21 protein-coding genes are annotated in these 25,202 nt (G+C 71.0%); 11 read left to right on the top strand and 10 right to left on the bottom strand.

Features of this window, described 5'->3' with window-relative positions; translation table 11 throughout:
* Positions 1–21: 21 nt before the first annotated feature.
* The 3 genes from CPH93_RS21080 (at position 22) to CPH93_RS21070 (ending at position 5,013) form a co-directional block, all read left to right on the top strand.
* The gene (locus CPH93_RS21080) at positions 22–1,260 is read left to right on the top strand and encodes an LCP family protein (RefSeq protein WP_096215524.1); all 1,239 of its coding nucleotides are present in this window, start codon (positions 22–24) and stop codon (positions 1,258–1,260) included.
* Positions 1,261–1,483: 223 nt separating this feature from the next.
* Entirely contained in the window at positions 1,484–3,253 is a 1,770-nt protein-coding gene (locus tag CPH93_RS21075) for an LCP family protein (RefSeq protein WP_096213733.1), read from the top strand.
* Between the two features lie 71 nt (positions 3,254–3,324).
* Positions 3,325–5,013 (top strand): LCP family protein, encoded by a 1,689-nt coding sequence (locus CPH93_RS21070; RefSeq protein ID WP_096213732.1) that lies wholly within the window; start codon positions 3,325–3,327, stop codon positions 5,011–5,013.
* A gap of 120 nt (positions 5,014–5,133) precedes the next feature.
* On the opposite strand, the gene CPH93_RS21065 is transcribed toward CPH93_RS21070, so the two are convergent.
* Positions 5,134–6,165 (bottom strand): glycosyltransferase family 2 protein, encoded by a 1,032-nt coding sequence (locus CPH93_RS21065; RefSeq protein WP_093483535.1) that lies wholly within the window; start codon positions 6,163–6,165, stop codon positions 5,134–5,136.
* Between the two features lie 273 nt (positions 6,166–6,438).
* Here CPH93_RS21065 and CPH93_RS21060 point away from each other — a divergent pair, with 273 nt between their 5' ends.
* The 3 genes from CPH93_RS21060 to CPH93_RS21050 all read left to right on the top strand — a co-directional run bounded on the left by CPH93_RS21060 (position 6,439) and on the right by CPH93_RS21050 (position 9,048).
* Positions 6,439–7,902: an LCP family protein gene (locus CPH93_RS21060; protein WP_096213731.1), complete on the top strand. Its 1,464-nt coding sequence runs from the start codon at positions 6,439–6,441 to the stop codon at positions 7,900–7,902.
* A 76-nt stretch (positions 7,903–7,978) separates the two neighbouring features.
* Entirely contained in the window at positions 7,979–8,434 is a 456-nt protein-coding gene (locus tag CPH93_RS21055) for a hypothetical protein (protein ID WP_096213730.1), read from the top strand.
* A gap of 29 nt (positions 8,435–8,463) precedes the next feature.
* Entirely contained in the window at positions 8,464–9,048 is a 585-nt protein-coding gene (locus CPH93_RS21050) for a VanZ family protein (RefSeq protein ID WP_096215523.1), read from the top strand.
* On the opposite strand, the gene CPH93_RS21045 is transcribed toward CPH93_RS21050, so the two are convergent.
* A complete protein-coding gene (locus CPH93_RS21045; RefSeq protein ID WP_096213729.1) occupies positions 8,999–9,553 on the bottom strand; it encodes an acyl-CoA thioesterase in 555 nt (184 codons plus the stop codon). The two genes, CPH93_RS21050 and CPH93_RS21045, sit on opposite strands and share 50 nt — an antisense overlap.
* Before the next feature lie 273 nt (positions 9,554–9,826).
* Here CPH93_RS21045 and CPH93_RS21040 point away from each other — a divergent pair, with 273 nt between their 5' ends.
* Positions 9,827–11,122 carry an LCP family protein gene (locus tag CPH93_RS21040; RefSeq protein WP_093483539.1) on the top strand — a complete coding sequence of 432 codons (1,296 nt, stop codon included), beginning with the start codon at positions 9,827–9,829 and terminating at the stop codon, positions 11,120–11,122.
* Positions 11,123–11,210: 88 nt separating this feature from the next.
* Here the strand turns inward: CPH93_RS21040 and CPH93_RS21035 are convergent, their stop codons facing one another.
* Positions 11,211–12,386 carry an acyl-CoA dehydrogenase family protein gene (locus tag CPH93_RS21035; RefSeq protein WP_096213728.1) on the bottom strand — a complete coding sequence of 392 codons (1,176 nt, stop codon included), beginning with the start codon at positions 12,384–12,386 and terminating at the stop codon, positions 11,211–11,213.
* A 259-nt stretch (positions 12,387–12,645) separates the two neighbouring features.
* On the opposite strand from CPH93_RS21035, the gene CPH93_RS21030 reads away from it, so the two are divergent.
* Positions 12,646–13,989 carry a UDP-glucose dehydrogenase family protein gene (locus CPH93_RS21030; RefSeq protein ID WP_096213727.1) on the top strand — a complete coding sequence of 448 codons (1,344 nt, stop codon included), beginning with the start codon at positions 12,646–12,648 and terminating at the stop codon, positions 13,987–13,989.
* Between the two features lie 475 nt (positions 13,990–14,464).
* Here the strand turns inward: CPH93_RS21030 and CPH93_RS21025 are convergent, their stop codons facing one another.
* From CPH93_RS21025 to CPH93_RS21015, 3 genes are read right to left on the bottom strand one after another with little or no spacing between them, the layout of a single operon-like run.
* Positions 14,465–15,607: a dipeptidase gene (locus tag CPH93_RS21025; RefSeq protein ID WP_096213726.1), complete on the bottom strand. Its 1,143-nt coding sequence runs from the start codon at positions 15,605–15,607 to the stop codon at positions 14,465–14,467.
* Complete coding sequence (gene purE, locus CPH93_RS21020; protein WP_176969344.1) at positions 15,604–16,200, bottom strand: 5-(carboxyamino)imidazole ribonucleotide mutase; 597 nt, start codon at positions 16,198–16,200, stop codon at positions 15,604–15,606. The genes CPH93_RS21025 and purE overlap by 4 nt, the downstream gene beginning before the upstream one ends.
* The gene (locus CPH93_RS21015; RefSeq protein WP_096215522.1) at positions 16,197–17,333 is read right to left on the bottom strand and encodes a 5-(carboxyamino)imidazole ribonucleotide synthase; all 1,137 of its coding nucleotides are present in this window, start codon (positions 17,331–17,333) and stop codon (positions 16,197–16,199) included. Before CPH93_RS21015 ends, purE begins: the two co-directional genes overlap by 4 nt.
* 184 nt (positions 17,334–17,517) lie before the next feature.
* Here CPH93_RS21015 and CPH93_RS21010 point away from each other — a divergent pair, with 184 nt between their 5' ends.
* The gene (locus CPH93_RS21010; RefSeq protein ID WP_231976905.1) at positions 17,518–17,946 is read left to right on the top strand and encodes a protease inhibitor I42 family protein; all 429 of its coding nucleotides are present in this window, start codon (positions 17,518–17,520) and stop codon (positions 17,944–17,946) included.
* 135 nt (positions 17,947–18,081) lie between these two features.
* Complete coding sequence (locus CPH93_RS21005; protein ID WP_096213724.1) at positions 18,082–18,591, top strand: GtrA family protein; 510 nt, start codon at positions 18,082–18,084, stop codon at positions 18,589–18,591.
* Between the two features lie 35 nt (positions 18,592–18,626).
* Here CPH93_RS21005 and CPH93_RS21000 read toward each other — a convergent pair whose 3' ends face one another.
* A complete protein-coding gene (locus CPH93_RS21000; protein ID WP_093483544.1) occupies positions 18,627–19,874 on the bottom strand; it encodes an ATP-binding protein in 1,248 nt (415 codons plus the stop codon).
* Positions 19,875–19,880: 6 nt separating this feature from the next.
* On the bottom strand, positions 19,881–20,561 hold the full coding sequence (locus CPH93_RS20995) for a response regulator transcription factor (protein ID WP_033266590.1): 681 nt from the start codon (positions 20,559–20,561) through the stop codon (positions 19,881–19,883).
* A 514-nt stretch (positions 20,562–21,075) separates the two neighbouring features.
* Here CPH93_RS20995 and CPH93_RS20990 point away from each other — a divergent pair.
* Positions 21,076–22,581: a peptide MFS transporter gene (locus CPH93_RS20990; RefSeq protein WP_093483545.1), complete on the top strand. Its 1,506-nt coding sequence runs from the start codon at positions 21,076–21,078 to the stop codon at positions 22,579–22,581.
* 83 nt (positions 22,582–22,664) lie between these two features.
* On the opposite strand, the gene CPH93_RS20985 is transcribed toward CPH93_RS20990, so the two are convergent.
* Both CPH93_RS20985 and CPH93_RS20980 read right to left on the bottom strand, forming a co-directional pair.
* Positions 22,665–24,095: a hypothetical protein gene (locus CPH93_RS20985; RefSeq protein ID WP_096213723.1), complete on the bottom strand. Its 1,431-nt coding sequence runs from the start codon at positions 24,093–24,095 to the stop codon at positions 22,665–22,667.
* Positions 24,095–25,177: a hypothetical protein gene (locus CPH93_RS20980; protein WP_096213722.1), complete on the bottom strand. Its 1,083-nt coding sequence runs from the start codon at positions 25,175–25,177 to the stop codon at positions 24,095–24,097. The genes CPH93_RS20985 and CPH93_RS20980 overlap by 1 nt, the downstream gene beginning before the upstream one ends.
* Positions 25,178–25,202 lie beyond the last annotated feature (25 nt).

Below are 25,202 nucleotides of genomic sequence, written 5' to 3'. Positions count from 1 at the left end.
CCGGGAGGGATGGACGCACACGTGACCGATACTCCCGAGCCCCCCAGGTTCGCCGGCTGGGACGAGCGCCCGGCCGGGGGGCCGGGGCCGGACCGGCCGGGGCCGCCGCGCATCCCGCCGTACCGCCGGCACCGGTGGCGCTGGGCGGCGTACGTGGCCGTCGGTGCCCTGCTGGCCGGGTCCGCAGCGGGCTGGGCGGTGTACACCAAGCTCAACGGCAATATCCGCACCGACAGCGCCACCGAGCGCGAACTGCGCAAGTGGGAGTCCGAGCGGCCGCCCGCGGGCCCGCCGAACGCCGAGAACGTGCTGCTGATCGGCTCGGACAGCCGTAAGGGCGGCAACCGCAGATACGGCCGCAGCGGCGGCCAGCGCTCGGACACCACGATGCTGCTGCACCTGGCAGCGGACCGGAAGAGCGCCACCGCGGTGAGCATCCCGCGCGATCTGATGGTGGAGGTGCCGCACTGCAAGCGCGCCGACGGCACCGAGACCGGGCCCCGGACGGCCCAGTTCAACTCGGCGTTCGCGCTCGGCGGGCCGGCCTGCACGATCCGTACCGTCGAGAAGCTCACCCGCATCCGCATCGCCCACTACATGATCCTCGACTTCGTCGGCTTCACGAGGATGGTGGACGCGGTGGGCGGGGTGCAGGTCTGTCTGAACCGGCCGGTCCAGGACACCGAGGCACACCTCACGCTGCCCGCGGGCCGGCAGACGCTGCACGGGGAGGCCGCCCTCGGGTACGTACGCGCACGCAAGAGCCTGGGCAACGGCAGCGACACCCAGCGCATGCAGCGACAACAGCAGTTTCTGGGGGCTCTCGTGAAGAAAGTGCAGAGTAATGGTGTCCTGCTCAATCCGACCCGGCTGTATCCGGTGCTCGATGCCGCGACGAGTTCCCTGACCACCGACGCCGCGCTGGCTTCCCTGAGGGGGCTGTACGAATTGGTGCGCAGCACCCGTAGCATTCCCACCGACCGGGTGCAGTTCCTGACCGTGCCGCGCCAGGAGTACCGCTACGACCGCAACCGCGACGAGCTGGTGCAACCGGACGCGGAGCGGCTCTTCGGGCAGCTGCGCAGGGATCTTCGAGTGACCGTGACACCCCCGCCCGACAGCGCGGAGGTGCCGGTCCGCACGGGGGACGATTCACCGGCCGGCCGGCCGGAAGGATCACCCTCGCCGGCGCCGAGTTCGGGGCCGAGTTCGGGGCCGGCCTTTCCCGGGACGACCGCGGAACACGGGAGCTGCGAATAAAGATGCCGCAAAGTACACCCGGCTACTCGAATGGATTGGGCGGATTGCCCAGTTGTAGGTAAGTGGAATTTGTCACGGGCGTCGCGGGGCGCTGAACTGGGCGGATAGTGTGAGCGATCCGGTCGGGCCACCATCCGACCGATGACCATGCAATGCACGATCGACCGACCGAGCGCCTTGAGGGGATGGCGCCGCGTGGCACCGACGGAGGACTCAAGGCACCGTGGACGCGCAAGGCCGTGGGCGGGCGGGCGACAACAACGTCGATCCCGCCGATCAGTGGGTGTTCGATCCGAACACCGGCAATTACGAGCTGCGACTTGACCATGCCGGTCAAACCCCCGCTCGGCCCTCCGACCGGAAGGCTCCCGGCACCAGACGCGCCGCGCGCACGCCGGGCAGCGAGGGCGGCGACACCGACACCCGTCCGCTGCCGACCCAGCGCGGCCGGCGGGACGAGGGCGCCGGGGTCGAGGACGGCGAGCGGCCGTCCGGCGGCCGGGCGGCGCGCCGGGCGGCCGCCAACCGGACGGCGACGGCAACGGCGTCGGGCCCGGTGGGCCGCCGTAAGCCCAAGCCGAAGGCGTCCGGGAAGAAGAAGGCGCTGTACTGGACGGCCGGTGTGGTGAGCTTCGTGCTCGTCGCCGGCTGCGGTGCCGCGTACTTCGTCTACCAGCAGCTGGACGGCAACATCTCCAAGGTCGACGTCGGCGTGGAGAACGAGGCGGTCTCCAGCGGCCCGGTCAACGTCCTCATCATCGGGACGGACGCCCGCGACGGTAAGGGCAACTCCGGCTACGGCGATGCCGGCAGCGTCGGGCACGCGGACACCACGATCCTGATGCACATCTCCAAGGACCGGACGAACGCCACCGCGCTGAGCATCCCGCGCGACATGATCACCAACATCCCGGACTGCCCGACGAAGCAGAAGGACGGCTCGAAGAAGACCATCCCGGGCGAGAACCAGGTGCGCTTCAACACCAGCCTGGGCCAGGAGGGCCGGGACCCCGGCTGCACCTGGCGCACCGTCGAGCAGATGACCGGGCTGAAGATCACCCACTTCATGATGGCCGACTTCAACGCCGTCAAGGAGCTGTCCACCGCGGTGGACGGCGTCGAGGTGTGCGCGGCCAAGGACCTCAACGACCCCAAGTCGCACCTGAAGTTGAAGGCCGGCCGGCACATCGTCAAGGGCGAGCAGGCGCTGGCGTTCGTCCGTACCCGGCACGCCATCGGATTCGGCAGCGACCTGGACCGGATCAAGATGCAGCAGCAGTTCCTCAGCTCGCTGATCCGCAAGCTGAAGTCCAGCGCGTTCAGCAGCCCGGGCAAGCTCTACGACGTCAGCCAGGCGGCGACCAAGGCGCTCACCGTCGACACCGGTATCGGCACGGCGGGGAAGCTGCTGGACTTCGGCAACGACCTCAAGAAGGTCGACATCGACAAGATCACCTTCGCCACGGTCCCGGTGCTGGACAACCCCAAGGACCCGGCCACCGTCATCCTCAACAAGACTGCGGCGGACCCGCTGTTCGCGATGGTGCGGGCGGACCACGCACTGGCCAAGGGCAAGAAGGGCAAGGGCAAGAAGTCCGCCCCGGTGAAGAAGGCCCCGCCCGAGCAGGTGCGGGTCGATGTCACCAACGGCGGCGGCCCGATCGGCTCGGCACAGGAGACCGTGGACTGGCTGCAGAACTCCAAGGCCGCCAAGCTCTCCACCAACGCCGGCAACGCCCCGGCGAAGCTGGCCGCCACCCGCCTCGAATACGCGCCCAACCAGGCCGACCAGGCCGCCACCCTGGCCGACTGGATGGGGCTGCCCAAGAGCGCACTGAAGAAGTCGGCGCAGAACGCCGGTGACCGTCAGCCGATGAAGCTCACCCTCGGGAAGGACTTCAAGGCACCGGGCTCACCGATCGAGGCGCCGACCGAAACCCCGGACGGGGTGCAGAACGTCAATGCAGATGACAAGAACGTCTGCGCAAAGTGATCTGAGCACGATCCGGCCGCCCCTCCGAGGCGCCGAGCGCACCATCGGACGGAGAGCGGGGAGAGGGCCAGATGCGGCAGAGCAGTGTGCGTGGTGACCGATCGCGCCGGCGACGCGAGCCGGACGCACAGGAGTTGGGCTGGGACGACGGTCTCTACGCGGACGGCGGGCTGCCGCCGGACGCCCCCGGCTGGACGTCCGCCGACGGCGGCGTGCCCCCCGAGGACGGGGACACGTCCGCCGACGGCGGCCACCGCAAAGGGGGGCGGCCGCGCCGGGGCAGGGGCCGCAAGGTGCTGCGCTGGACGGCCCTCTCCCTCGCCGTCCTGATAGTGGGCGGCGCGGGCGCCGGCTACTGGTACTACGAGCACCTCAATGCCAACCTCCGCAAGGCCCCGCGGTCCCTGGGCGGGGGCGGGCTCAAGAAGCCGGACCCCAACGCCTTCGGGCAGAGCCCGCTGAACATCCTGCTGCTGGGCTCCGACGGCCGTAACAGCGCGGAGAACATCAAGCTCGGCGGCGCCCGGCAGGACGCGGACCGCAAGCCGCTGGCGGATGTGCAGATGCTGCTGCACGTCTCCGCGGACCGCAGCAACATGTCGGTGATCTCCATCCCGCGGGACACCCGGGTGACCATCCCGCAGTGCACCGACCCCAAGACGCACCAGGTCTATCCGCAGACCTCCGCGGCCATCAACCAGTCGCTCCAGCACGGCGGTCCGGGGTGCACCCTCGCCACCTGGCAGGAGCTGACCGGCGTCTACATCGACCACTTCATGATGGTCGACTTCTCCGGTGTGGTCTCCATGGCGGACGCCATCGGCGGTGTCCCGGTCTGTGTCGACAACAACGTCTACTCGCACGACAGCAAGGGCCACGGCAGCGGGCTGAAGCTCACCAAGGGCACCCACTCCGTCAAGGGCGTGCAGGCCCTGCAGTGGCTGCGCACCCGTTACGGCTTCGAGGACAACACCGACATCGGCCGGGCCAAGGCCCAGCACATGTACATGAACTCGATGGTCCGCCAGCTCAAGCAGGGCACCAAGCTCACCGACCCGGGCCAGCTGCGCGATCTGGCGGAGGCCGCGACCAAGTCGCTGACCGTCGACGACGGCCTGGACACCGTCAAGAAGCTCTACGACCTGGGCGGCGACCTCAACCGGGTGCCGACCAAGCGCATCACGATGGTCACCATGCCCTGGCAGTACAGCCCCGACGAGTCGTACGTCATGCCCAAGCCCGGCGACGCGGAGGCCACCTTCGCGCTGCTGCGCAACGACACCGCGCTGGACGGCAAGGACAAGAAGAAGAAGGCGACGCCGGACCCGAAGGCGTCAACGCCCAAGGGCGAGCTGAAGGTCGTGGTGCAGAACGGCACCAACAGCACGGTGAACGGCCCGGTCTCCGGCCGCGCGGCCGTCATCCAGCAGCGGCTCGCCGGCCTCGGCTACGGCGCGGCCGGCACCGACCCGGCACTCACCACCCAGGCCGACACCACGATCACCTACCGGGACAAGGGGCTGCGGGGCGACGCCCTGGCACTGGCGAAGGCGCTCGGCCTGCCCAAGGGCGCGGTACGGGAGTCCAGTTCGGCCACCGGGATGCGGCTGGTGATCGGCAACGACTGGCGCAACGGCTCGGCGTACCCGAAGACGTCGGGCGACGACAAGAGTGCGGACAAGGCCCCGGACAGCGCGGACGCGCTCAACGGCGAGGACTCCAAGGCCTGTATGAAGGTGAATCCGCAGTACAGCTTCTGAGTCGCGGGACACCGCCGCGCTCCACCCGTGACCAAGGGCTGTTGAGCTGAGAGTTGAGTCCGGCCCTGCCCGAGCATGCAGCAGGGCCGGCTCGACGGTGACCACCGCCGGGGAATGTCCCTACTCGCCCCCGGCCGCCGGGGCCATGACCGCCGGCCGCCGGCTGGCGATGACCTTCCTGGCCAGCGAGCGGGGACTGGTCAGGAACCCCACCCCCCACGCCATGTGCATGGTGGCCAGGGCGAGGGGGATCTGGAGGCGGGCCTTCGGTGACAGGCCCTTGCCGGCGGGTACCGAGCCCGCGACGATGGCGGCGAGATAGCCGCCGGGGACGATCAGCGCCCAGGGCGTGACCGCTGCGCCGGCCACCAGGCCCGCCGCGATGGCGCACACCGCGGTCGGCGGCGCGAGGTAGCGCAGATTGATCGATCCGGCGTGGTAGCGGGCGACGACATGGCGCCACTTGCCGTAGTCCTTGTACTGCTTGGCCAGCGCCCGGACGCTCGGCCGCGGGCGGTACTGGACCTTCAGCTCGGGCGAGAACCAGATCGCGCCGCCGGCCTCCCGGATGCGGAAGTTCAGCTCCCAGTCCTGGGCGCGGATGAACTCCTCGTTGTAGCCGCCCTGCTGCTCCAGCGCCTCACGCCGGAAGACGCCGAGGTAGACGGTCTCGGCGGGGCCCGCCTGTCCACCGGTGTGGAAGGCGGCATTGCCCACGCCGATCTTGGAGGTCATCGCCGCGGCGACCGCGTCCTCCCAGGCGTTCTCCCCCTCGGCGTGCATGATGCCGCCGACGTTCGCCGCACCGGTCTCCTCCAGGAGGCGCACGGCGGTGGCGATGTAGTTCCGCGAGAGCATGCCGTGACCGTCGACCCGCACCACGATGGGATGCCGGGACGCCTTGATCGCGGCGTTCAGCGCGGCGGGCGTACGGCCGGTGGGGTTCGGCACCGTGTGCACGCGGGGGTCTTCGGCGACGAGCTCGGCGGCGATCTCGTCCGTACGGTCCGTGGACGGGCCGAGGGCGATCACCACCTCCATCTCTCCGGCGTACTCCTGCTCCAGGATGTGCCGGACCGAATTACGCAGGTGACGTTCCTCATCGAGCACCGGCATGATCACGGAGACGGCCGGGGGCTGCTGCTGCGGCATGGTTCCTCAGGGGGTACGGCCCGCGGCGGCCGCCAGCGACGGCAGCGCCCGCCGGGAGACTGCAGAATCGCGCCTCACGTTACCGCGAATGGGGGACACCCTCGGGCGCAGCCGGGTGGCCGGGCGGCGGATGCCCGGCGTGTGGCGCTTTGCAGCCGATCGTATGGGCCTACGGTGTCCTCGCCGGCTTCGTCCCCGTTCGCCTCCTTCCCGTCCTGCCCCGCTCCCCCGCCGGGCACCGCTCACGCCCGTCCAGCCGCGGAGGTGTCCCCCGTGACCGCGCCGTTCCGCTCCCCCCGTCCGGCCAGGCGCCGGGCCCCCCGGCCCGCGCCGCGCCGGCGCCCGCCGGGGAAGCGCTGGGGGCTGCGGATCGGCGCCGCCGCGTCCGTACTGGTGCTGGCCGCGAGCGGGATCGGGCACGCCATGGTCACGGGCGTGGAGAGCGGCCTCGGCCGGGTGGACGCATTCAAGGGCATGAGCAACCGCCCCGGGGGCGGCGACGGCCTGAACTTCCTGGTCGTCGGCACGGACGGCCGGGACAAACTCACCGCCGCGGAGAAGCAGCGGTACCACCTGGGCGGTGCGCCCTGTCACTGCACCGACACCCTCATGCTGGTGCATCTCTCCGCCGACCGGGACCGCGCCAGCGTGATCAGCCTCCCCCGTGACTCCTACGCCGAGGTCCCCGCCCATACGGACGCCGTCACCGGCGCACCGCGCCCGGCCCACGCCATCAAGCTGAACGCGGCCTATGCGGAGGGCGGCCCCAGCCTCACCGTGCGGACCGTCGAGCACATGACGGGGGTGCACATCGACCACTATCTGGAGGTCGATTTCACCAGCTTCATGCGCAGCGTGGACGCGGTCGGCGGGGTGGAGATCTGCACCGTACGGCCGCTGCGGGACAGCTATACGGGACTGGCCCTGCCGGTCGGCAAGTCGCAGCTCAACGGGGGGCAGGCGCTGCAGTACGTGCGCTCCCGGCACATCGACGGCTCCGCCGACCTCGGCCGGATGCAGCGCCAGCAGCGCTTCCTGGCCGCCCTCATCCACAAGATCACCTCCTCCGGAGTGCTGATGAACCCCATCCGCTTCAGGGACGTCGCCGACACGATGCTGCGGTCCGTACGGGCCGACTCGGGCTTCGGGGCGGGCGACCTGGTCGACCTCGGGCAGGCGATGCGCGGCTTCTCCCCGTCGTCCTCGGAGTTCACGTCGGTGCCGCTGGCCAGTACGGCCCAGACGGTGCCGGGCGTCGGGTCGACCGTGCGGTGGGATCCGGTACAGGCACCGAAGCTCTTCCAGGCGATCCGCGAGGACAAGCCGCTCGCGGCGCACCGGGACGGGAAAGGGCCGCGGGGCAGGGTCGTCGACGTACCGCCGGGCCAGGTCCAGGTGCAGGTCGACAACGGCAGCGGCCGGGCCGGGGCGGGCACCTCGGTGGCCGGGGAGCTGCATGCCACGGGTTTCGCCACCACCGGCGCTCCCAGTACCTCCCCGCTCGGCACGGTGCCCCGCACGGTCCTCGCCTACGACCCGCGCTGGGACCGCTCGGCCCGCTCGCTGGCCGTCGCGCTGCCCGGCGCCGAGCTGCACCCGGTGACCGGGCAGGGGCCGGTGATGCAGGTGACGGTCGGCCGGGACCACCGGACCGTGCAACGGGTGCGGGCCGAGGAGCCGTCGCAGAAGCCCGGCGGGATCGCGGCGATCACCGGCGATCAGGCGGTGTGCCCATGAGCCGGCGCGGCGAGCTCCGCAGCGCAGCGTGCGCGCCTCGCGCGGGCGAGGCCGAGGCCGAGCGAGGCGAGGCGGTATGAGCGTCCCTGCGCCCCGCCGCACCCTGCCCGGGCCGCCGGCCCACCGGCCCGCCGCACACCACCGTGCGCGCCGGGTCACGGTGGCTCTCGCGGCCCTGGGCCTGGTCGCGGCCACCGCTGCCGCCGCGCCGCCGGCGCCCGCCGCACCGACCGGCTGCGGGGACCTGGTGCGCGGCCAGCTGTGTCTGCGCGGTCCGGTGGGGGCCGACGGGACGTACACCGCGACCTACCGGCGGGACGAGCCGGCCGGGCCGGACGAGATCAGCGTGCGGCTCGGCTACCAGCGCAAGAACGACCGGATCACCGCCTTCCCCGGCTGGTTCGGCACCCGGCGGACGCAGGGCGGCGCCGTCGGGCTGAGCGGCCGGGTGGAGATGCTCCGGGACGAGTGCATCCGGGGCGTCATGGAGCGGGCGCAAACGATCTACGTCACAAAATGGAGCTGCAGTTGATGTCCTGGATGTCGTGAAAGGTGCGCATCGTGTGGCAGGTAGTGCTCGGCATCACCCCCGCCTCCGTGGCGCTCTTCCTGGCCCTGGCGCTGCTGCTGGCGCTGGCCCTGGCCCTGTGGGCGGCTCGCGCCCCGACGCGCCGCGCCCCGCGCACCACGGCCCGGATGCTGCTGGCCGGCTGGCTGCTGCTGCTCCTGGCGGCGACGCTCGCCCCCAGCCAGCCGATCGGCTCCGGGGACGCCACGGTGTGGTGGCGGCCCGGTGAGGGGCTGTTCGACCTGGGCGCCCAACTGGAGCCCGGGGAGCTGGCGATGCTGGTGCGGCGGCAGATCGCCAATGCCGCCCTGTTCGTCCCCGCACCGCTGATGCTGAGGTTCGCGGCGCCGCGCACGTCGGCCGCCGCGGCGTTCCTGCTGGGGGTGGGCCTGTGCCTGGCCATCGAGACGGCGCAGCTGCTGATGCGGGCCGGGCGGATCGCCGATGTCGACGATGTGATCTGCGCGGCGGCCGGCACCGTCATCGGCACGGGGCTGGCGCTGCTCGCCCAGCTGACGGTCGCCGCCGCTATGCGTCGTCGAGGCCTTCCGCGGCCCGCCGTTCGCGCAGCTCCTTGATGGCGCGCCGCCGGGCGAGGCGGTGCGTACGGCGGATCTGCGCCTCCTGGTAGCGGCGCTTGTCCTGCTCGGTCTCGGGGAGCACCTGCGGCACCCGGCGCGGCTTGCCCTGCTCGTCGACGGCGGCAAAGACGAGGTAGGCGGAGCCGACCTGCTGGGCCGGGCTGGACTCGTTCCAGCGCTCGGCCAGGACCCGTACGCCGACCTCCATCGAGGAGCGGCCGGTCCAGTTGACCTGGGCGCGTACATGCACGAGGTCACCGATCCGGACCGGTTCGAGGAAGACCATCTCGTCCATGGAGGCGGTCACGGCCGGCCCGCCGGAGTGCCGCCCGGCCACCGCGCCCGCCGCGTCGTCCACCAGCTTCATGATCACGCCACCGTGCACCGTGCCCAGCAGGTTGGTGTCGACCGCCGTCATGATGTGGCTGAGTGTGATGCGGGACACAGAGGTGGGCTTGCCCGCCTGCTCTTCCTCGGGGTTTTCGGTGACGAGTTCGGTCATGCAGCCAGCCTAAGTGGCCGGAAGACGGCCGGGCCGCGCACCGTCCGTGAGACAGCTCTCGCACCGAAGCGCAGGTCCGTGACATTGCTCTCGTGATCGCTGTCGGATACAAACCGGAATACGACCTTCCGTTATCCCAGGTCGGGATGGCGACGCCCGCTTCCGGAATGCGGCGGAAGGCCGCCGTGGCTTTGCATCAGCTCTGCAACAGCCCTGGCCCGATCCGGCACCCGCTCTATGGAGCACCCCGCCGCGGCGTGCACACTTCCCCGTATGAATGAGTGGCCCAATGGGTGGTCCGGCGACCAGAGCGGCAACCGGTACGGATACGGCAGCGGCAGCGCCGAGCCGGAGGGTGCGCGCGCCATGCCTCAGGTACGGCGCGACGCGGCCCCCGGCTACCAGCGGCACGAGCCGCCGCTGCCGCCGTCGATGTCCCCGCGCAGGGGCGCGACCGTGCCGCCGCAGCAGTCCCAGGGCTACGACGACGCGTACGACAGCGGCTACAACACCGGCGAGGTCTACGGCGGCGGCGGTGGCGGGGGCCGTCGCGGCGACGACTACGGCGACGGCCGTGCCGGGCGGCCGCGGCCGCGCTGGGGCCGGCGCATCAAGTGGACCGTGATCACTCTGGTCGCGGTGCTCGCGGTGGCCTCGGTCGCCACCTACTTCTGGGCCGACGGCAAGCTCCGCCGCCAGGTGGACCTGAGCAAGGTCATCGACCGGCCGGAGGCGGGCGACGGCACCAACTACCTGATCGTCGGGTCGGACAGCCGTGAGGGCATGTCCGCCGCGGAGAAGCAGAAGCTGCACACCGGCTCCGCCGAGGGCAAGCGCACCGACTCGATGATGATCCTGCACGACGGCAGCAACGGCCCGACGCTGATATCCCTGCCGCGTGACTCGGACGTCGAGATACCGTCGTTCGTCGGCTCGGACTCCGGCAAGAAGTACCCGGGCACCGGGCGGCACACCAAGCTCAACGCGGCCTACGCCGAGGACGGCCCGGAGCTGCTGGTGCGCACCGTCGAGTACAACACCAAGCTGCACATCGACCACTACGTCGAGATCGGCTTCGCCGGCTTCGCCAACATCGTGGACGCCATCGGCGGCGTCGAGATGGACATCCCCAAGGCGTTCAAGGACAAGAACTCCGGCGCCGACTTCCCGGCCGGCAAGCAGACGCTCAACGGCCAGCAGGCGCTCGCCTTCGTCCGCACCCGGCACGCGTTCGCCGGCCAGGACCTGGACCGGACGAAGAACCAGCAGAAGTTCCTGGCGACCCTGGCGAGCCAGACGGCCACCCCCGGCACCGTGCTCAACCCCTTCAAGCTCTACCCGACGATGAGTGCCGGCCTGGACACCCTCATCGTCGACAAGGACATGAACCTGTTCGACCTCGGCAGCATGTTCTTCGCGATGAAGGGCGTCACCGGTGGCGACGGCAAGTCGATGAACATGCCCATCTCCGGCTCCACCGGCGGCAACCTGGTCTGGGACAAGGCCAAGCTCCGGCAGCTGGTCCAGCAGCTGAACAACGACGAGAAGGTCACGGTCAGCGGCAACTGACCCACCGCCGCCCGACGCACGAGGGCCCGGACCGCCACCGCGGTCCGGGCCCTCGCCGTATGCCGTTCTCCTGCCTCAACTGCCTCTACTACTGCGGCAGGTTGCGCGCCATCACGATCCGCTGGACCTGGTTGGTGCCCTCGTAGATCTGAGTGATCTTGGCGTCGCGCATCATCCGCTCGCAGGGGTAGTCACGGGTGTAGCCGTAGCCGCCGAGCAGCTGGACGGCGTCCGTGGTGATCTCCATGGCGGCGTCCGAGGCGTAGCACTTGGCCGCGGCGCCGAAGAACGTCAGGTCCTCGCCCTTGCCGCCGGCGGATATCCGCTCGGAGCGGGCGGCCGCGGCATAGGTGAGCTGACGGGCCGCCTCCACCTTCATGGCCATGTCGGCGAGCATGAACTGCACGCCCTGGAAGTCGCCGATCGGCTTGCCGAACTGCTTGCGCTCCTGGACGTAGCCCTTGGCGTAGTCCAGGGCGCCCTGGGCGATGCCGAGCGCCTGGGCCGCGATGGTGATGCGGGTGTGGTCCAGGGTCTTCATGGCGGTGGCGAAGCCGGTGCCCTCGGCGCCGATGATGCGGTCGGCGGGGATCCGGACGTTGTCGAGGTAGACCTCGCGGGTCGGGGAGCCCTTGATGCCGAGCTTCTTCTCCGGGGCGCCGAAGGAGACGCCCTCGTCGCCCTTCTCGACGACGAAGGCCGAGATGCCCCTGGAGCGCTTCTCGGGGTCGGTGACGGCCATCACCGTGTAGTACTCGCTGACACCGGCGTTGGTGATCCAGCGCTTGACGCCGTTGAGGACGTAGTGGTCGCCGTCGCGGACGGCCTTGGTCTTCATCCCCGCCGCGTCGGAGCCGGCGTCCGGCTCGCTCAGGCAGTACGAGAACATCGCGTCGCCCTTGGCCAGCGGGCCCAGGTACTTCGCCTTCAGCTCCTCGGAGCCGGAGAGGATCACCGGCAGCGAGCCGAGCTTGTTGACCGCCGGGATGAGGGAGGAGGAGGCACAGACGCGGGCGACCTCCTCGATGACGATGACGGTCGCCAGCGCATCGGCGCCGGCGCCGCCGTAGGCCTCCGGGACGTGCACGGCGTGCAGGTCGTTGGCGACCAGCGCGTCGAGCGCCTCCTGCGGGAAGCGGGCCTCCTCGTCCACCGCGGCGGCGAACGGCGCGATCTTCGCCTCGGCGAGCGAGCGCACCGACTCGCGGAGCATGTCGTGCTCCTCGGATGGCCGGTACAGATCGAAATCAGCGGTTCCCGCCAAGGTTTCTCACTCCCCTGAGAGCTGACTGCAAGTGCTAATTACCGTTAAGTAACCCGTTACCTCTCCGGATTCTAGGCGTCGGATCCCGGCTGCGGATACGTGAGGTTGCCGACAGTGACGCACGGAGTGGGGGCGAGCGGCTGGAGTGGGCCGTTCCGCGCCCGACTATGCTCGGTCAGCGCCAATTCTCTGCCCGCCCGCACCCCGACCACCACCCTGAATGCCGGCGCCCGCGCCGCCCCGCTTGTTTGGAGCATCCATGGCCCTCAAGATCACAGTGATCGGCACCGGCTACCTCGGCGCCACCCACGCCGCGGCCATGGCCGAGCTGGGCTTCGAGGTGCTGGGGCTCGATGTGGTCCCCGAGAAGATCGAGATGCTGCAGCGGGGCGAGGTCCCGATGTACGAGCCCGGCCTGGAGGAGCTGCTGCGCCGCCACGTCGCCGGGATCGAGGGGTCGAGCGGACGGCTGCGCTTCACCACCTCCTACGAGGAGGCCGGTGCCTTCGGCGATGTGCACTTCATCTGCGTGAACACCCCGCAGAAGCACGGTGAGTACGCCTGTGACATGTCGTACGTCGAGAGCGCCTTCGACGCGCTGGCTCCGCATCTGACCCGGCCCGCCCTGGTGGTCGGCAAGTCGACGGTGCCGGTGGGCAGCGCCGCCCGGCTCGCCGAGCGGCTGGCCGCGGCCGCCCCGGCCGGCGTGGCGGTCGAGCTGGCCTGGAACCCGGAGTTCCTGCGCGAGGGGTTCGCCGTCCAGGACACCCTGCACCCGGACCGGATCGTGGTGGGTGTGGCCGGTGAGCGGGGCGAAGAACTGCTGCGTGAGGTGTACGCCACACCCCTCGCCGAGGGCTCCCCCTTCATCGTCATGGACTACCCGACGTCCGAGCTGGTGAAGACCTCCGCCAACTCCTTCCTGGCGACGAAGATCTCCTTCATCAATGCGATGGCGGAAGTCTGCGAGGCGGCCAACGGCGATGTGGTGAAGCTCGCCGAGGCCATCGGGCACGACGAGCGGATCGGCAAGAAGTTCCTGCGGGCCGGCATCGGCTTCGGCGGCGGCTGCCTGCCCAAGGACCTTCGCGCCTTCATGGCCCGCGCGGGCGAACTGGGCGCCGACCAGGCGCTCACCTTCCTCCGCGAGATCGACTCGATCAACATGCGGCGCCGTGGCCACATGGTCGAGCTGACCCGGGAAGCGCTCGGCGGCGGCGGCTTCCTGGGCAAGCGGGTCGCCGTACTGGGCGCGACCTTCAAGCCGGACTCGGACGACGTCCGCGACTCCCCCGCCCTCAACGTCGCCGGCCAGATCCACCTCCAGGGCGGCCAGGTGACGGTCTACGACCCGAAGGGCATGGAGAACGCGAGGCGCGTCTTCCCGACGCTGGGTTACGCGGAGACCGCCCTGGAGGCGGTGCGCGGCGCGGATGTCGTGCTCCACCTGACGGAGTGGCGCGAGTTCCGCGAACTGGACCCGGCGGTCCTGGGCGACGTTGTCGCCGAGCGTCGCATCTTGGACGGCCGCAATGCGCTTGATCCTGCGCTGTGGCGCAAGGCCGGCTGGACCTACCGGGCGCTTGGGCGGCCCTCCGCGTAGCGGATTTTGCCCCACGTTGTCGGCTGACCCGCCGTGGGGCTCGCTCGCCGTTGCGCTTTGCGGCGCCCCCGCACGTTTTCGGCTGGCCCGCCGCGTGGCGTCCCGCCGTTGCGCCTGCGGCGGGCTGGTGCCGCTGCGCTGGCTGTTCGGCTGCGGGACCGGCCCTCCGGACTTCGTCCTGCGGTCCGGCCCCTCCCGTTGGGGTGGGGAAGACCGGTGGGGGTGCACGTAAGCCCTTACGCGCGCGCAGTGGACGCATTACCTCCGCCCCCACCGGCCCTTCACCACCCACTCACGGGAGGGGCCGCGCCGCAGGACGAAGTCCGGAGGAGCGGCACCGCACCCGACCACCCACGCCCGCCGCCAGGCGCAACGGCGACAAACCACCACGGCGGGAAAGCCGACAACGTGCGGGGGCGCCGCAAAGCGCAACGGCGACAAACCACCACGGCGGGAAAGCCGAAAACGTGGGGCGTCAAATGGTTGCGCGTGCGACGTCCTCCGCGGCGCGCAGCGTCCGCACCGCGTTCTGCCAAGTGAGCTTGGCCACGTCGGACTCGGACCACTGGCGGTCCAACAGCTCGGCGATCAGGTTCGGGTAGCCGGAGACATCCGCCAGGCCGTCAGGCGTGAACGCCGTGCCGTCGAAGTCGCCGCCGATGCCCAGGTGGTCGACGCCGGCGACCTCCCGCATGTGGTCGAGGTGGTCGGCGACGGTCGCCACGGTGGCCTTCGGCCGGGGGTTGGCGGCCTCGAAGGCACGATGGACGCGCATGCCCTCCTCGGTGGTGTCGAGGTGGTGCAGCCCGTGCGCCCGCATGTTCTCGTCGGCGCGCTGGGTCCACTCGACGGCCGCGGGCAGTACGAACTTCGGCACGAAGGTGGCCATCGCGACCCCTCCGTTGGCGGGCAGCTGGGCCAGCACGTCGTCGGGGATGTTGCGCGGGTGGTCGCAGACGGCGCGGGCGGAGGAGTGCGAGAAGATCACCGGTGCGGTGCTGACCCGCAGCGCATCGCGCATGGTGTCGGCCGAGACGTGCGAGAGGTCGACCAGCATCCCGCAGCGGTTCATCTCCCGGACGACCTCCTCGCCGAAGGCCGACAGTCCGTTGTGGCGCGGCTCGTCGGTCGCGGAGTCCGCCCAGTCGATGGTGTTGTTGTGGGTGAGCGTCATATAGCGCACACCCAGGCGGTGCAGGGCGCGCAGGGTGGCCAGCGAGTTGTGGATGGAGTGGCCGCCCTCGGCGCCCATGAGGGACGCGATCCGGCCCTCGGCGCGGGCCGCCTCCATGTCGTCGGCGGTCAGCGCCAGGCGCAGCTCGCCGGGGTAGCGGGCGACCAGCTCCCGGACCACATCGATCTGTTCGAGGGTCGCGCTGACGGCCTTGTCGCCCGCGTAGTCGGCGCGGACGTACACCGACCAGAACTGTGCGCCGACGCCGCCGGCCCGCAGCCGCGGCAGATCGGTGTGCAGGTGCGCGGACTGGTCGGTGGCGATGTCGCGCCGGTCGAGGTCGTAGCGGACCTGCTCGCGCAGCGCCCAGGGCAGGTCGTTGTGGCCGTCGACGACGGGCCAGCGGGCGAGCAGATCCCGTGCGGCCTCCCGGGACGAGTTCACCGGCCGCCCCCGAAGCCGAAGCCGCCCGGGGTGGCGACCTTGTTGCGCAGCCGCTTGCCCTTCTCGGTGGCCTGGTCGTTCAGCTCCTGCTGGAACTCCCGCATCCGGCCGAGGAGTTCGGCGTCCGTAGTGGCGAGGATCCGGGCGGCGAGCAGTCCGGCGTTGCGGGCACCGCCGACCGAGACGGTGGCGACCGGGACGCCGGCCGGCATCTGCACGATGGACAGGAGGGAGTCCATGCCGTCCAGGTACTTCAGCGGTACGGGGACGCCGATGACCGGGAGCGGGGTGACCGAGGCGAGCATTCCGGGGAGGTGGGCCGCGCCGCCTGCGCCCGCGATGATCGCCTTCAGCCCGCGGCCGGCCGCCTCCTCGCCGTACGCGATCATCTCGCGCGGCATGCGGTGCGCCGAGACGACATCGACCTCGTAGGGGATCTCGAACTCGTCGAGGGCCTGGGCGGCGGCCTCCATGACGGGCCAGTCGGAGTCGGAGCCCATCACGATGCCGATGAGCGGGGCGCCGGCTGCCTCGGGCGAGGGGGTGTCGGCGGTCGGTGCGGGGCGGGTGTCGGGCGACGGGCTGGACGTCATTCGGTGATCGTTCCTCGCAGGTAGCCGGCGGCATGAGCGGCGCGCTCGCGCACGTCGGCCAGGTCGTCGCCGTAGGTGTTGACGTGTCCGACCTTACGGCCGGGCTTCACGTCCTTGCCGTACATATGGATCTTCAACTGCGGGTCCCGCGCCATGCAATGGAGGTACGCGTAGTACATGTCGGGGTAGTCGCCGCCGAGCACGTTGGCCATGACCGTCCAGCGGGCGCGCGGGCGCGGATCGCCGAGCGGGAGGTCGAGCACGGCACGGACGTGGTTGGCGAACTGCGAGGTGATCGCGCCGTCCTGGGTCCAGTGGCCGGAATTGTGCGGGCGCATGGCGAGCTCGTTGACCAGGATCCGGCCGTCGGCGGTCTCGAAGAGCTCGACGGCCAGATGGCCGACGACGCCCAGCTCCTGGGCGATCCGCAGCGCCAGCTGCTGGGCCTGGCCGGCGAGTTCCTCGTCGAGGCCGGGCGCCGGCGCGATCACGGTGTCGCAGACCCCGTCGACCTGGATGGACTCCACGACCGGGTAGGCCACGGCCTGGCCGTGCGGGGAGCGGACGATGTTGGCCGCCAGTTCGCGTGCGAAATCGACCTTTTCCTCCGCGAGGACGGGCACCCCGGCGCGGAACGGTTCGGCGGCCTCCTTGGAGGATCGCACCACCCAGACGCCCTTGCCGTCATAGCCCCCGCGGACGGTCTTGAGGACCACCGGGAAGCCGTCCGGCGCCTGCCCGCCACCGAGCTCCGCCGCGAAGCGCTCGACGTCCGCGGGGTCGGAGACGATGCGGTGGCGTGGACAGGGCACGCCGATCGCGTCCAGTTTCGCCCGCATCACCCCCTTGTCCTGGGCGTGCACCAGCGCATCGGGGCCGGGCCGGACGGGGATCCCGTCGGCCTCCAGGGCCCGCAAATGCTCGGTGGGAACGTGCTCGTGATCGAAAGTGATCACATCGCAGCCACGCGCGAAGGCACGCAGCGTGTCCAGATCGCGGTAGTCGCCGATGACGACATCACCGACCACCTGAGCCGCCGAGTCCTGCGGAGTGTCGCTGAGGAGCTTGAATCTGATGCCGAGGGGGATACCCGCCTCGTGGGTCATACGGGCGAGCTGACCGCCGCCGACCATGCCGACTACCGGGAACGTCACGCCCCCAGGGTATCCGTACGGCGCCGCGGCCCGGACCCCGGCTTGGATGATCCTCTGAGTTCGCACGTTCGAAGATCGCCGACTAAGGACCGCCGCCTGCCCCGACTCCCGGGCCGGCGGGCACGGCCGGCGCCCGTAGCGGGCCCGGCGAGGGGGAGGCCGGATGGAGAACAGCGGCATAACCAGGGGCACGAGGACGCTGGTGATCGCGGTCGCGATCACCGCACTGCTCATCGCCCTGCACTCCGTTTTCAGCCAGCTGTCCGCGCCGCGGATCTATGACGCCGACGACACCGAGATCGCGGTCTCCCCCGGTGACCGCTTCAGCGTGCAGGTCGACGACGAGGGCACCGACGGCTACCGCTGGATCATCGCCGAGCCCCGCCCCGACCCGGCCGTCCTGCGGGCCACCGGCTCCCGGGTGGTCCCCGGCGGCGCACGGGCCGGCTCGGGCCCCGTCCGCCGCCTCGGCTTCCGGGCCGTCCGCCCGGGCCGTACGGACTTACGGCTGCTGCGCTGCCGGCGCTGCGGCACCGCAGCGGCCGACGAGGCGGGCGCCCGCAGCCTCAACTTCCGGGTGACCGTGGGCTGACCCCCGCTTCTGCAGGGGCTTCCGCACGGAGTTGCCGGGCGGCAAGCACCGCCGTCGGCCGGTGGTTAGCATGAGGGAGCGGACCAGCGTTGACGGCCGCGGACACCGCCCACGACGGGGAGCTGAACGATCACCATGAGTGAACGGAGCGCACTGCGGTCAAGGCTGGAGGCGCTCACCCGGGAACTGGTGAAGTTCGGTGCGGTCGGCGGCGCGGGCGTCGTGGTCAACTTCGCGGTGTTCAACCTCGTACGGCATCTGACCGAGGTGCCCGTCGTGCGGGCCAGCATCGTGGCGACCGTCGTGGCGACCGGCACCAACTATCTCGGTTACCGCTACTTCACCTACCGCGACCGCGACAAGCAGGGCCGCACGAAGGAACTGACGCTCTTCCTGCTGTTCAGCGTCGTCGGCCTGGTCATCGAGAACGGTGTGCTCTACATCGCGACCTACGGCTTCGACTGGGACTCCCCGCTGCAGAGCAACGTCTTCAAGTTCCTCGGCATCGCCGTCGCCACGCTCTTCCGCTTCTGGTCCTACCGCACCTGGGTCTTCCGTGCGCTGCCCGCGCGCAAGGCCGTGGAGACCGCCGAGTCCTTCCTCGCCGACGACTCGCCGCGGCCGCGCAGCACCTCGCGGAGGTAGCCCGGGCCGCGGGCAGGCAGCCCGGGCCGCGGGCCCTATTCGTCGGTGGGCTCCTGCTCCCGGGCCAGGAACAGCGCGAAGACCGGCGGATGCTGCTGGAGCAGTTCCAGCCGCCCGCCGTCCGCCTCGGCCAGGTCTCGGGCGACTGCCAGCCCCAGGCCCGTGGAGTTCCGGCCGGAGACGGTCCGCTCGAAGACCCGGGAGCCCAGGTCGGGCGGGACGCCGGGACCGGCGTCGGTGACCTCGACGACCGCCTGGTTGCCGGTGACGCGGGTACGCAGCGCGACCGTTCCGTCGCCGTGCATCAGCGAGTTCTCGATGAGGGTGGCCATCACCTGGGCGACCGCACCCGGCGTGCCGACGGCCCGCAGGCCCTTCTTGCCGGAGCGCACGATGGCCCGTCCCGCGCTGCGGTAGGCCGGCCGCCACTCCTCGATCTGCTGCTTGACCACCTCGTCCAGATCGAAGGCGACCGCGGAGCCGCTGCGCGGGTCGCGGGAATTGGTCAGCAGCCGCTGGACGACGTCCGTCAGCCGCTCCACCTGCGCCAGCGCGATGGTGGCCTCTTCCTTCACGGTGTCCGGATCGTCGGTGAGGGTGATCTCCTCCAGCCGCATGGACAGCGCGGTCAGCGGGGTCCGCAGCTGGTGGGAGGCGTCCGCGGCCAGCCGCCGCTCGGCGGTCAGCATCCGCGCGATCCGCTCGGCACTGGCGTCCAGCACATCGGCGACCCGGTCCAGCTCCTGCACGCCGTAGCGGCGGTGGCGCGGGCGGGGGTCGCCGGAGCCGAGGCGTTCGGCGGTCTCCGCGAGGTCGGTCAGCGGCGCGGTCAGCCGGCGGCCCTGGCGGATGGCCAGGATGACGGCGGCGATGATCGCCAGCAGCGCCACGGCCAGAATCACGAGCAGCGTACGGCCGATCTCCGCGCTGACCGTGGAGCGGGACTCCTGGACCGTGACGGACTCCCCGCGGTCGCCACGCACCGTCGAGGCGATGACATCGCCCGAGGGGCGGTGCCCGATCTCGATCGGCGCCTTGCCGGGCACCTTGATCTCGGCGTGCCGCTTGGCGGTGATCTGCTCGGAGAGGATGCCCGGGGTGATCTTCTCGCCGCTGCCCAGCCGGCTCTCCACTATCCCGACCAGCCGCACCGCCTCCGACGCCACGCTCTCCTGCGCGCCGGACTGGATGGTGCGGGTCTCGACGATCACCAGTGAGACGCCGAAGACGGCGATCACGACGAGCACCACGGCGAGCGTGGAGTTGATCAGGCGGCGGCGCACGGGCCCCTAGCTCTTCTCGAAGCGGAAGCCGACTCCGCGGACGGTGGCGATGTAGCGGGGATTGGCGGCGTCGTCCCCGAGCTTCTTGCGCAGCCAGGAGATGTGCATGTCGAGCGTCTTGGTGGACGACCACCACGTGGTGTCCCAGACCTCGCGCATCAGCTGGTCACGGGTGACGACCCGGCCGGCGTCCCGCACCAGGACCCGCAGCAGATCGAACTCCTTCGCCGTGAGCTGGAGTTCCTCCTCGCCCATCCAGGCGCGGTGCGACTCGACGTCGATCCGTACGCCGTGGGTGGCCGGCGGCTGCTGGGGCTCGGCGGTGGAGCCGCGGCGCAGCAGGGCCCGTACGCGGGCGAGGAGTTCGGCGAGCCGGAAGGGCTTGGTGACGTAGTCGTCGGCGCCGGCGTCCAGGCCGACGACGGTGTCCACCTCATCGGCGCGGGCGGTCAGCACCAGGATGGGGAAGGAATGGCCTTCGTTGCGCAGCCGGCGGGCGACCTCCAGGCCGTCCATGCCGGGCAGCCCCAGGTCCAGGACGACGAGGTCGATATTGCCCTGGAGACCGGCGTCGAGCGCCGTCGGGCCGTCCTCGCGCACCTCGACTTCGTAACCCTCGCGGCGCAGTGCGCGGGCGAGCGGCTCCGAGATGGACGCGTCATCCTCGGCGAGCAGTACACGGGTCATGGGCCGATGGTAGTCCGATGTATCCGCAGCGAGGGGCGGACCAGCGCGGATGGCCGACGGCGGACCCGTTCCCGCGCCGTTGGCGCCCTGAGCTGCGCAAGCGCGGGCGCACGCGAGGGCGCGCGGGCGTCCCGAGAGGCGCTCATAGTTCCCGAGATGGATGTGACCGTTGTCTCACGCAGCCCAACGGACCGGTAACCAGACGTATGGTGGTTCGACGTCCATCGCACAACCTTCGGGACCTTTGACGCTCAACCGACGTCATCGGTCCCTCGTTGTGTCCCGGGCCGGGACCCCCGGCCCTGATACACAGTGATCGACCTGCCGACCGGGTCCGCCGCGCGCTTGCACTACGGGGGGCGTGGATTCCGGGGTACGACCGTCCTGCCGACTCCTTGACGGGGAGCCGAACCTCCCGGACGTGGGGGCGGACGGGGCTACGCCGGGCCGGTCATCCCCCCGACCCGGGCGCGTATCGCCTGCGAACGCGTCCCGTAGCAGCAAGGAAGCTTCTATGGCGTCCAGCCTGACGAAGGACGCGGCCCAGCAGGGGAACCCTGCGGACGGCGGCAAAACCTTCTTCGGCCACCCCCGCGGACTGGCCACTCTCTTCATGACCGAGATGTGGGAGCGCTTCAGCTTCTACGGCATGAAGGCCCTCCTCCCCCTGTACCTGATCGCGCCCGGCGGCATGCATATGCAGGCCACCACGGCCACGGCGATCTACTCGGTGTACATGGCGATGGTCTACCTGCTCGCGATGCCCGGCGGCTGGATGGCCGACCGCTTCTGGGGGCCGCGCAAGACGGTCGCGATCGGCGCCGGAGTCGTCATCGCGGGCCACATCACGCTCGCCCTGCCCACCGCGGCGACCTTCTTCGCCGGCCTCGTACTGGTCGCGCTCGGCTCCGGCCTGCTGAAGGCCAACATCTCCACGATGGTGGGCCACCTCTACAACGGCCCGGAGGACCCGCGCCGTGACGGTGGCTTCACGCTCTTCTACATCGGCATCAACCTCGGCGCCTTCCTCGCCCCGCTGTCCATCGGCACCGTCGGCGAGAACGTCAACTGGCACCTCGGCTTCACGCTTGCCGCCGTCGGCATGGCGCTCGGCCTCGCCCAGTTCATGCTCGGCACCCGCCACCTCAGCCCGGAGAGCAACATCGTCGCCCAGCCCGCGACGCCGGAGGAGAAGGCATCCGTGCTGCGCAAGGGCCTGATCTGGCTGGCCGTCGCGGCCGTGTTCTACACCCTGCTCGGCGTGAGCGGTAACTTCGCCGACTGGGCGCTGATGCCGATCACCATCGCCGGTCTGGTCATCCCGATCGCGGTCCTGATCCGCATGAAGCGCGACAAGGAGGTCACGGAACTCGAGCAGTCCAAGCTCTCGGGCTACATCTGGTTCTTCGTGGTCGCCGCCGTCTTCTGGATGATCTACGACCAGAACGGCTCGACGCTGTCGATCTTCGGCGAGAACTCCACGACGAACGACCTGCTGGGATTCCACTTCCCGACGTCCTGGTACCAGTCGCTGAACCCGGTCTTCATCATGGCGCTGGCCCCGGTGGTCGCCTCGGCGTGGCTGTGGCTGAACAAGCGCGAGAAGGAGCCCAGCACCGCGGTCAAGTTCGCGTCCAGCCTCGCGCTGATCGGCATCTCCTTCGGGGTCTTCCTCTTCCCGCTGATCGACACCGCCGCCAACGGCGGCAAGGTCAGCCCGATGTGGCTGGTGGCGATCTACTTCGTCCAGACCGTCGGTGAGCTGTGCCTCTCCCCGGTCGGCCTGTCGGTCACCACGAAGATGGCGCCCGCCAAGTACAGCTCCCAGATGATGGGTGTCTGGTTCCTCGCGGTCACCGCGGGTGACTCCGTATCGGGTCTGCTGACGTCGCCGCAGCTGAACGTCGACCTGAACAACTCGGTCTCGGTCGCCGTCGAGGCCGCCCTGGCGGTCGTCGCCGGCCTCGGCATCTGGGTGTCCCGCAAGCGGATCAAGGAGCTGATGGGCAGCGTCAACTGACGCCTGCCGGCCCCGGACAGCGGAGGGGGGCGTCGCACCGCCGGTGCGACGCCCCCCTTCGTGCGTCCCGTGGACGTGCCGCGTCAGCGGATGCGTGCCCGGCGCCGCGGCAGGAACGTGAAGACCGCCCCGCCCAGCAGGATGGCCGTCCCGGCGAGGAGGCCGAGCGCCGTCAGCCCGCCGTGATCATTCGCACCGGTCTCGGCGAGGCCGCCGCTGCTGCCGCCCGAGGCGCCGGCCGAACCCGTCGTCCCGCCTCCGGAGACCGTCGCACCGCCCGAGGCACCACCGGAGGTGCCGCCCTGCTGTGCCGAGGTGTCCAGGGTGAGCGAGGCCCCCGGGTCCTTCTCCGGGGTGCAGGTGGTGGTCGTCCCCAGGGCGTTGACGGTGAGCACCCCCGGGGTCAGCGTGGCCTTGCCGGTGGCGCCCGGCTTGTAGGTGCCCGTCAGATCGGGGATCGCGATCGGCTGGCCCGACTTGATGGGCGCGGCGTTCGCCGGCCCCGCGACCTTCACCGACCCCTTGTCCGCGCCCCCGACCTTGACGTCCATCGACGGCTTGACGGCGCCCTTGGGGATGTCCGCCGGGCTGTCCATCACGGACTTGGCGAACTTCACCGTCAGGCCGTAACTGCCGCTCTTCTTCACGGCGTTGATCTGGACCGGCGAGGTCGCCTTCTTGTCCCCGATCGGCGTCTTGCAGGCGTACGGGACCTGCACCTGCTTGCCCTTGTACGCGGTGCCGTCGGGGTCGCCGCCGGAGCCGCCGGTCGTGCTGCCGCCGACTGTGCTGCCGGAGGTCGCACCGCCGGAGGTGCCGGATGTCGTACCGGACGTGGTCCCGCCCGAGGTCCCGGCGGTGGTCCCGCCCGAGGTGCCGGCCGTGGTCCCGCCCGTCGTGCCGGTCGTGGAGCCGCCCGTCGTTCCGGACGTGGTCCCTCCGGTCGTGCCGCCGGAATCGCCGCCGCCGTCGGTCACCTTGATGGTGACCGCGGGCTTCACCGTCTCCTTGGGCGAGCACTTGGTGTCCGTCGAGATCGGCTTGTTGACGTTGATGTTGTAGAAGCCGGGCGCCAGGGTGACCTCGCCGGCCTTCGTCAGCTTCAGCTTGCCCTTCATGTCGGACAGCTTCATCGCACCGCCCTTGGGGATGGGCGGATTCTGCCGCGGCCCCTGCACCGCCAGATCGCCGGTCTGTGCCCCGGCCACCTTGATCGTGCCGGTCGGCTGGACGGTGTTCTCCCCCAGATCGAGGATGTCGGGGTTCTTGGAGGCGCCCTCGACCGTCTTCCAGACCACCTCGATCTCGTCGCCGACCTTGGCCGTCCCCGGCGCGCTGACCGCGACCTTCGTGGTGCCCTCGATCGGCGGCAGCCCCGATATCGGCGGCGGCAGACACTCCGTCTTGTACGACACCTCCGCTGCCTGGGCGGTCCCGGCCGCGGTCATGATGCCCGCCCCCGCGAGCATCAGCGCGGCCGCCGAGGCCACCGCCGCTCTCCTCCGTTGCCTCATCACGCAGAACCTTTCGACGTCGGTCGTTCGGTTGATGTGGTGGTGGACGGTGCGGTGTCCGGGGTGAACCACGGCAGCCCGCCGGAGTCGCCCGGCGTACCGGGGCCGTCCGTGGAGCCGTCGTGCGCGGTGCGGTCCTTGGTGTGGGTGCGGGTGCCGTGCAGCCGGCCGGCGGCGTGGCCGCGGCCGGCGGAGCGCCTGCGGCTTCGGTCCCTCCGGTGCGGGCGTACCCGGTCCACGAGCGCCGTCCCGATGCGGAACACCGCCGTCGGGATCACCACGCAGAGCAGCACCCAGAAGAGCGTCACGCCCCAGGGCCGGCCGACCCCCCAGGGCTGCTCGACCAGGGTCCGGCCGCCGTAGGCGAGGGAGACCAGATAGTCCCCGTGTGCGCCGGCCGGCAGCTCGACCGGCAGCCTGATCCGCGCCTTCTTTCCGGCGGGGATGGTGCCCCGCCACTGCTGCTCCTCCCATTTGGGGGCGAAGACGCCGTGCGAGGTACCGACCCGGAAGACCGGGTCCCGGGCCGGCGCCGGGCCGAGATTGCCGACGGTGACGGTCAGTTCACGCTGTGCCGGGGCGCCGAACCAGGTCAGCAGCCCGCTGCTGCCCGCCAGGCGTGGCTGGGCGAGCACCGCCAGCCGGCCGCCGGTGGCCTCCCGGGGCAGCGGCGCCACCGGGTGGCCCGCCACCGTGAAGGGGGCATCCGCCGCGGCCGCCGCACCGGTCACCGTCGCCACATGCACCACACAGGGACAGGGCTTGGGCGGCTCGGCGACCGGCAGCTTCCTGCGGAAGGCACCGTGGGCATCGGTGGTGGTGGCCCGTCCGTCGCCGTTGGCGCAGGAATTGCTGCCGCCGATCATGTTCTGTCCGCAGATCAGCAGCGTGAGCAGCGCCTTGGGGCGCCAGCCGCGGCCGGTCACGGTGAGGCTGCCGCCCTTGCCCGCCTCCTTGGCGGAGAGCTGGGCTACGGGCTTGCCGTCGGCGGCGGCATGGGGGACGGCCCGGGGGGCGGCCTGGGCCCCGGCGGCCGGCCACAGCCCCGGCGCCAGCGCGGCGCACAGGGCGAGCGCGGCCACCGCCCGCCCCCGTACGCGGCGTCGG

The sequence above is a fragment of the Streptomyces sp. 2323.1 genome (genome assembly GCF_900221035.1).
Taxonomy (GTDB): Bacteria; Actinomycetota; Actinomycetes; order Streptomycetales; family Streptomycetaceae; genus Streptomyces; species Streptomyces sioyaensis.
Note: the sequence above shows the minus strand (reverse complement) of the source record. Positions and strands in the feature narration are given on the sequence as shown.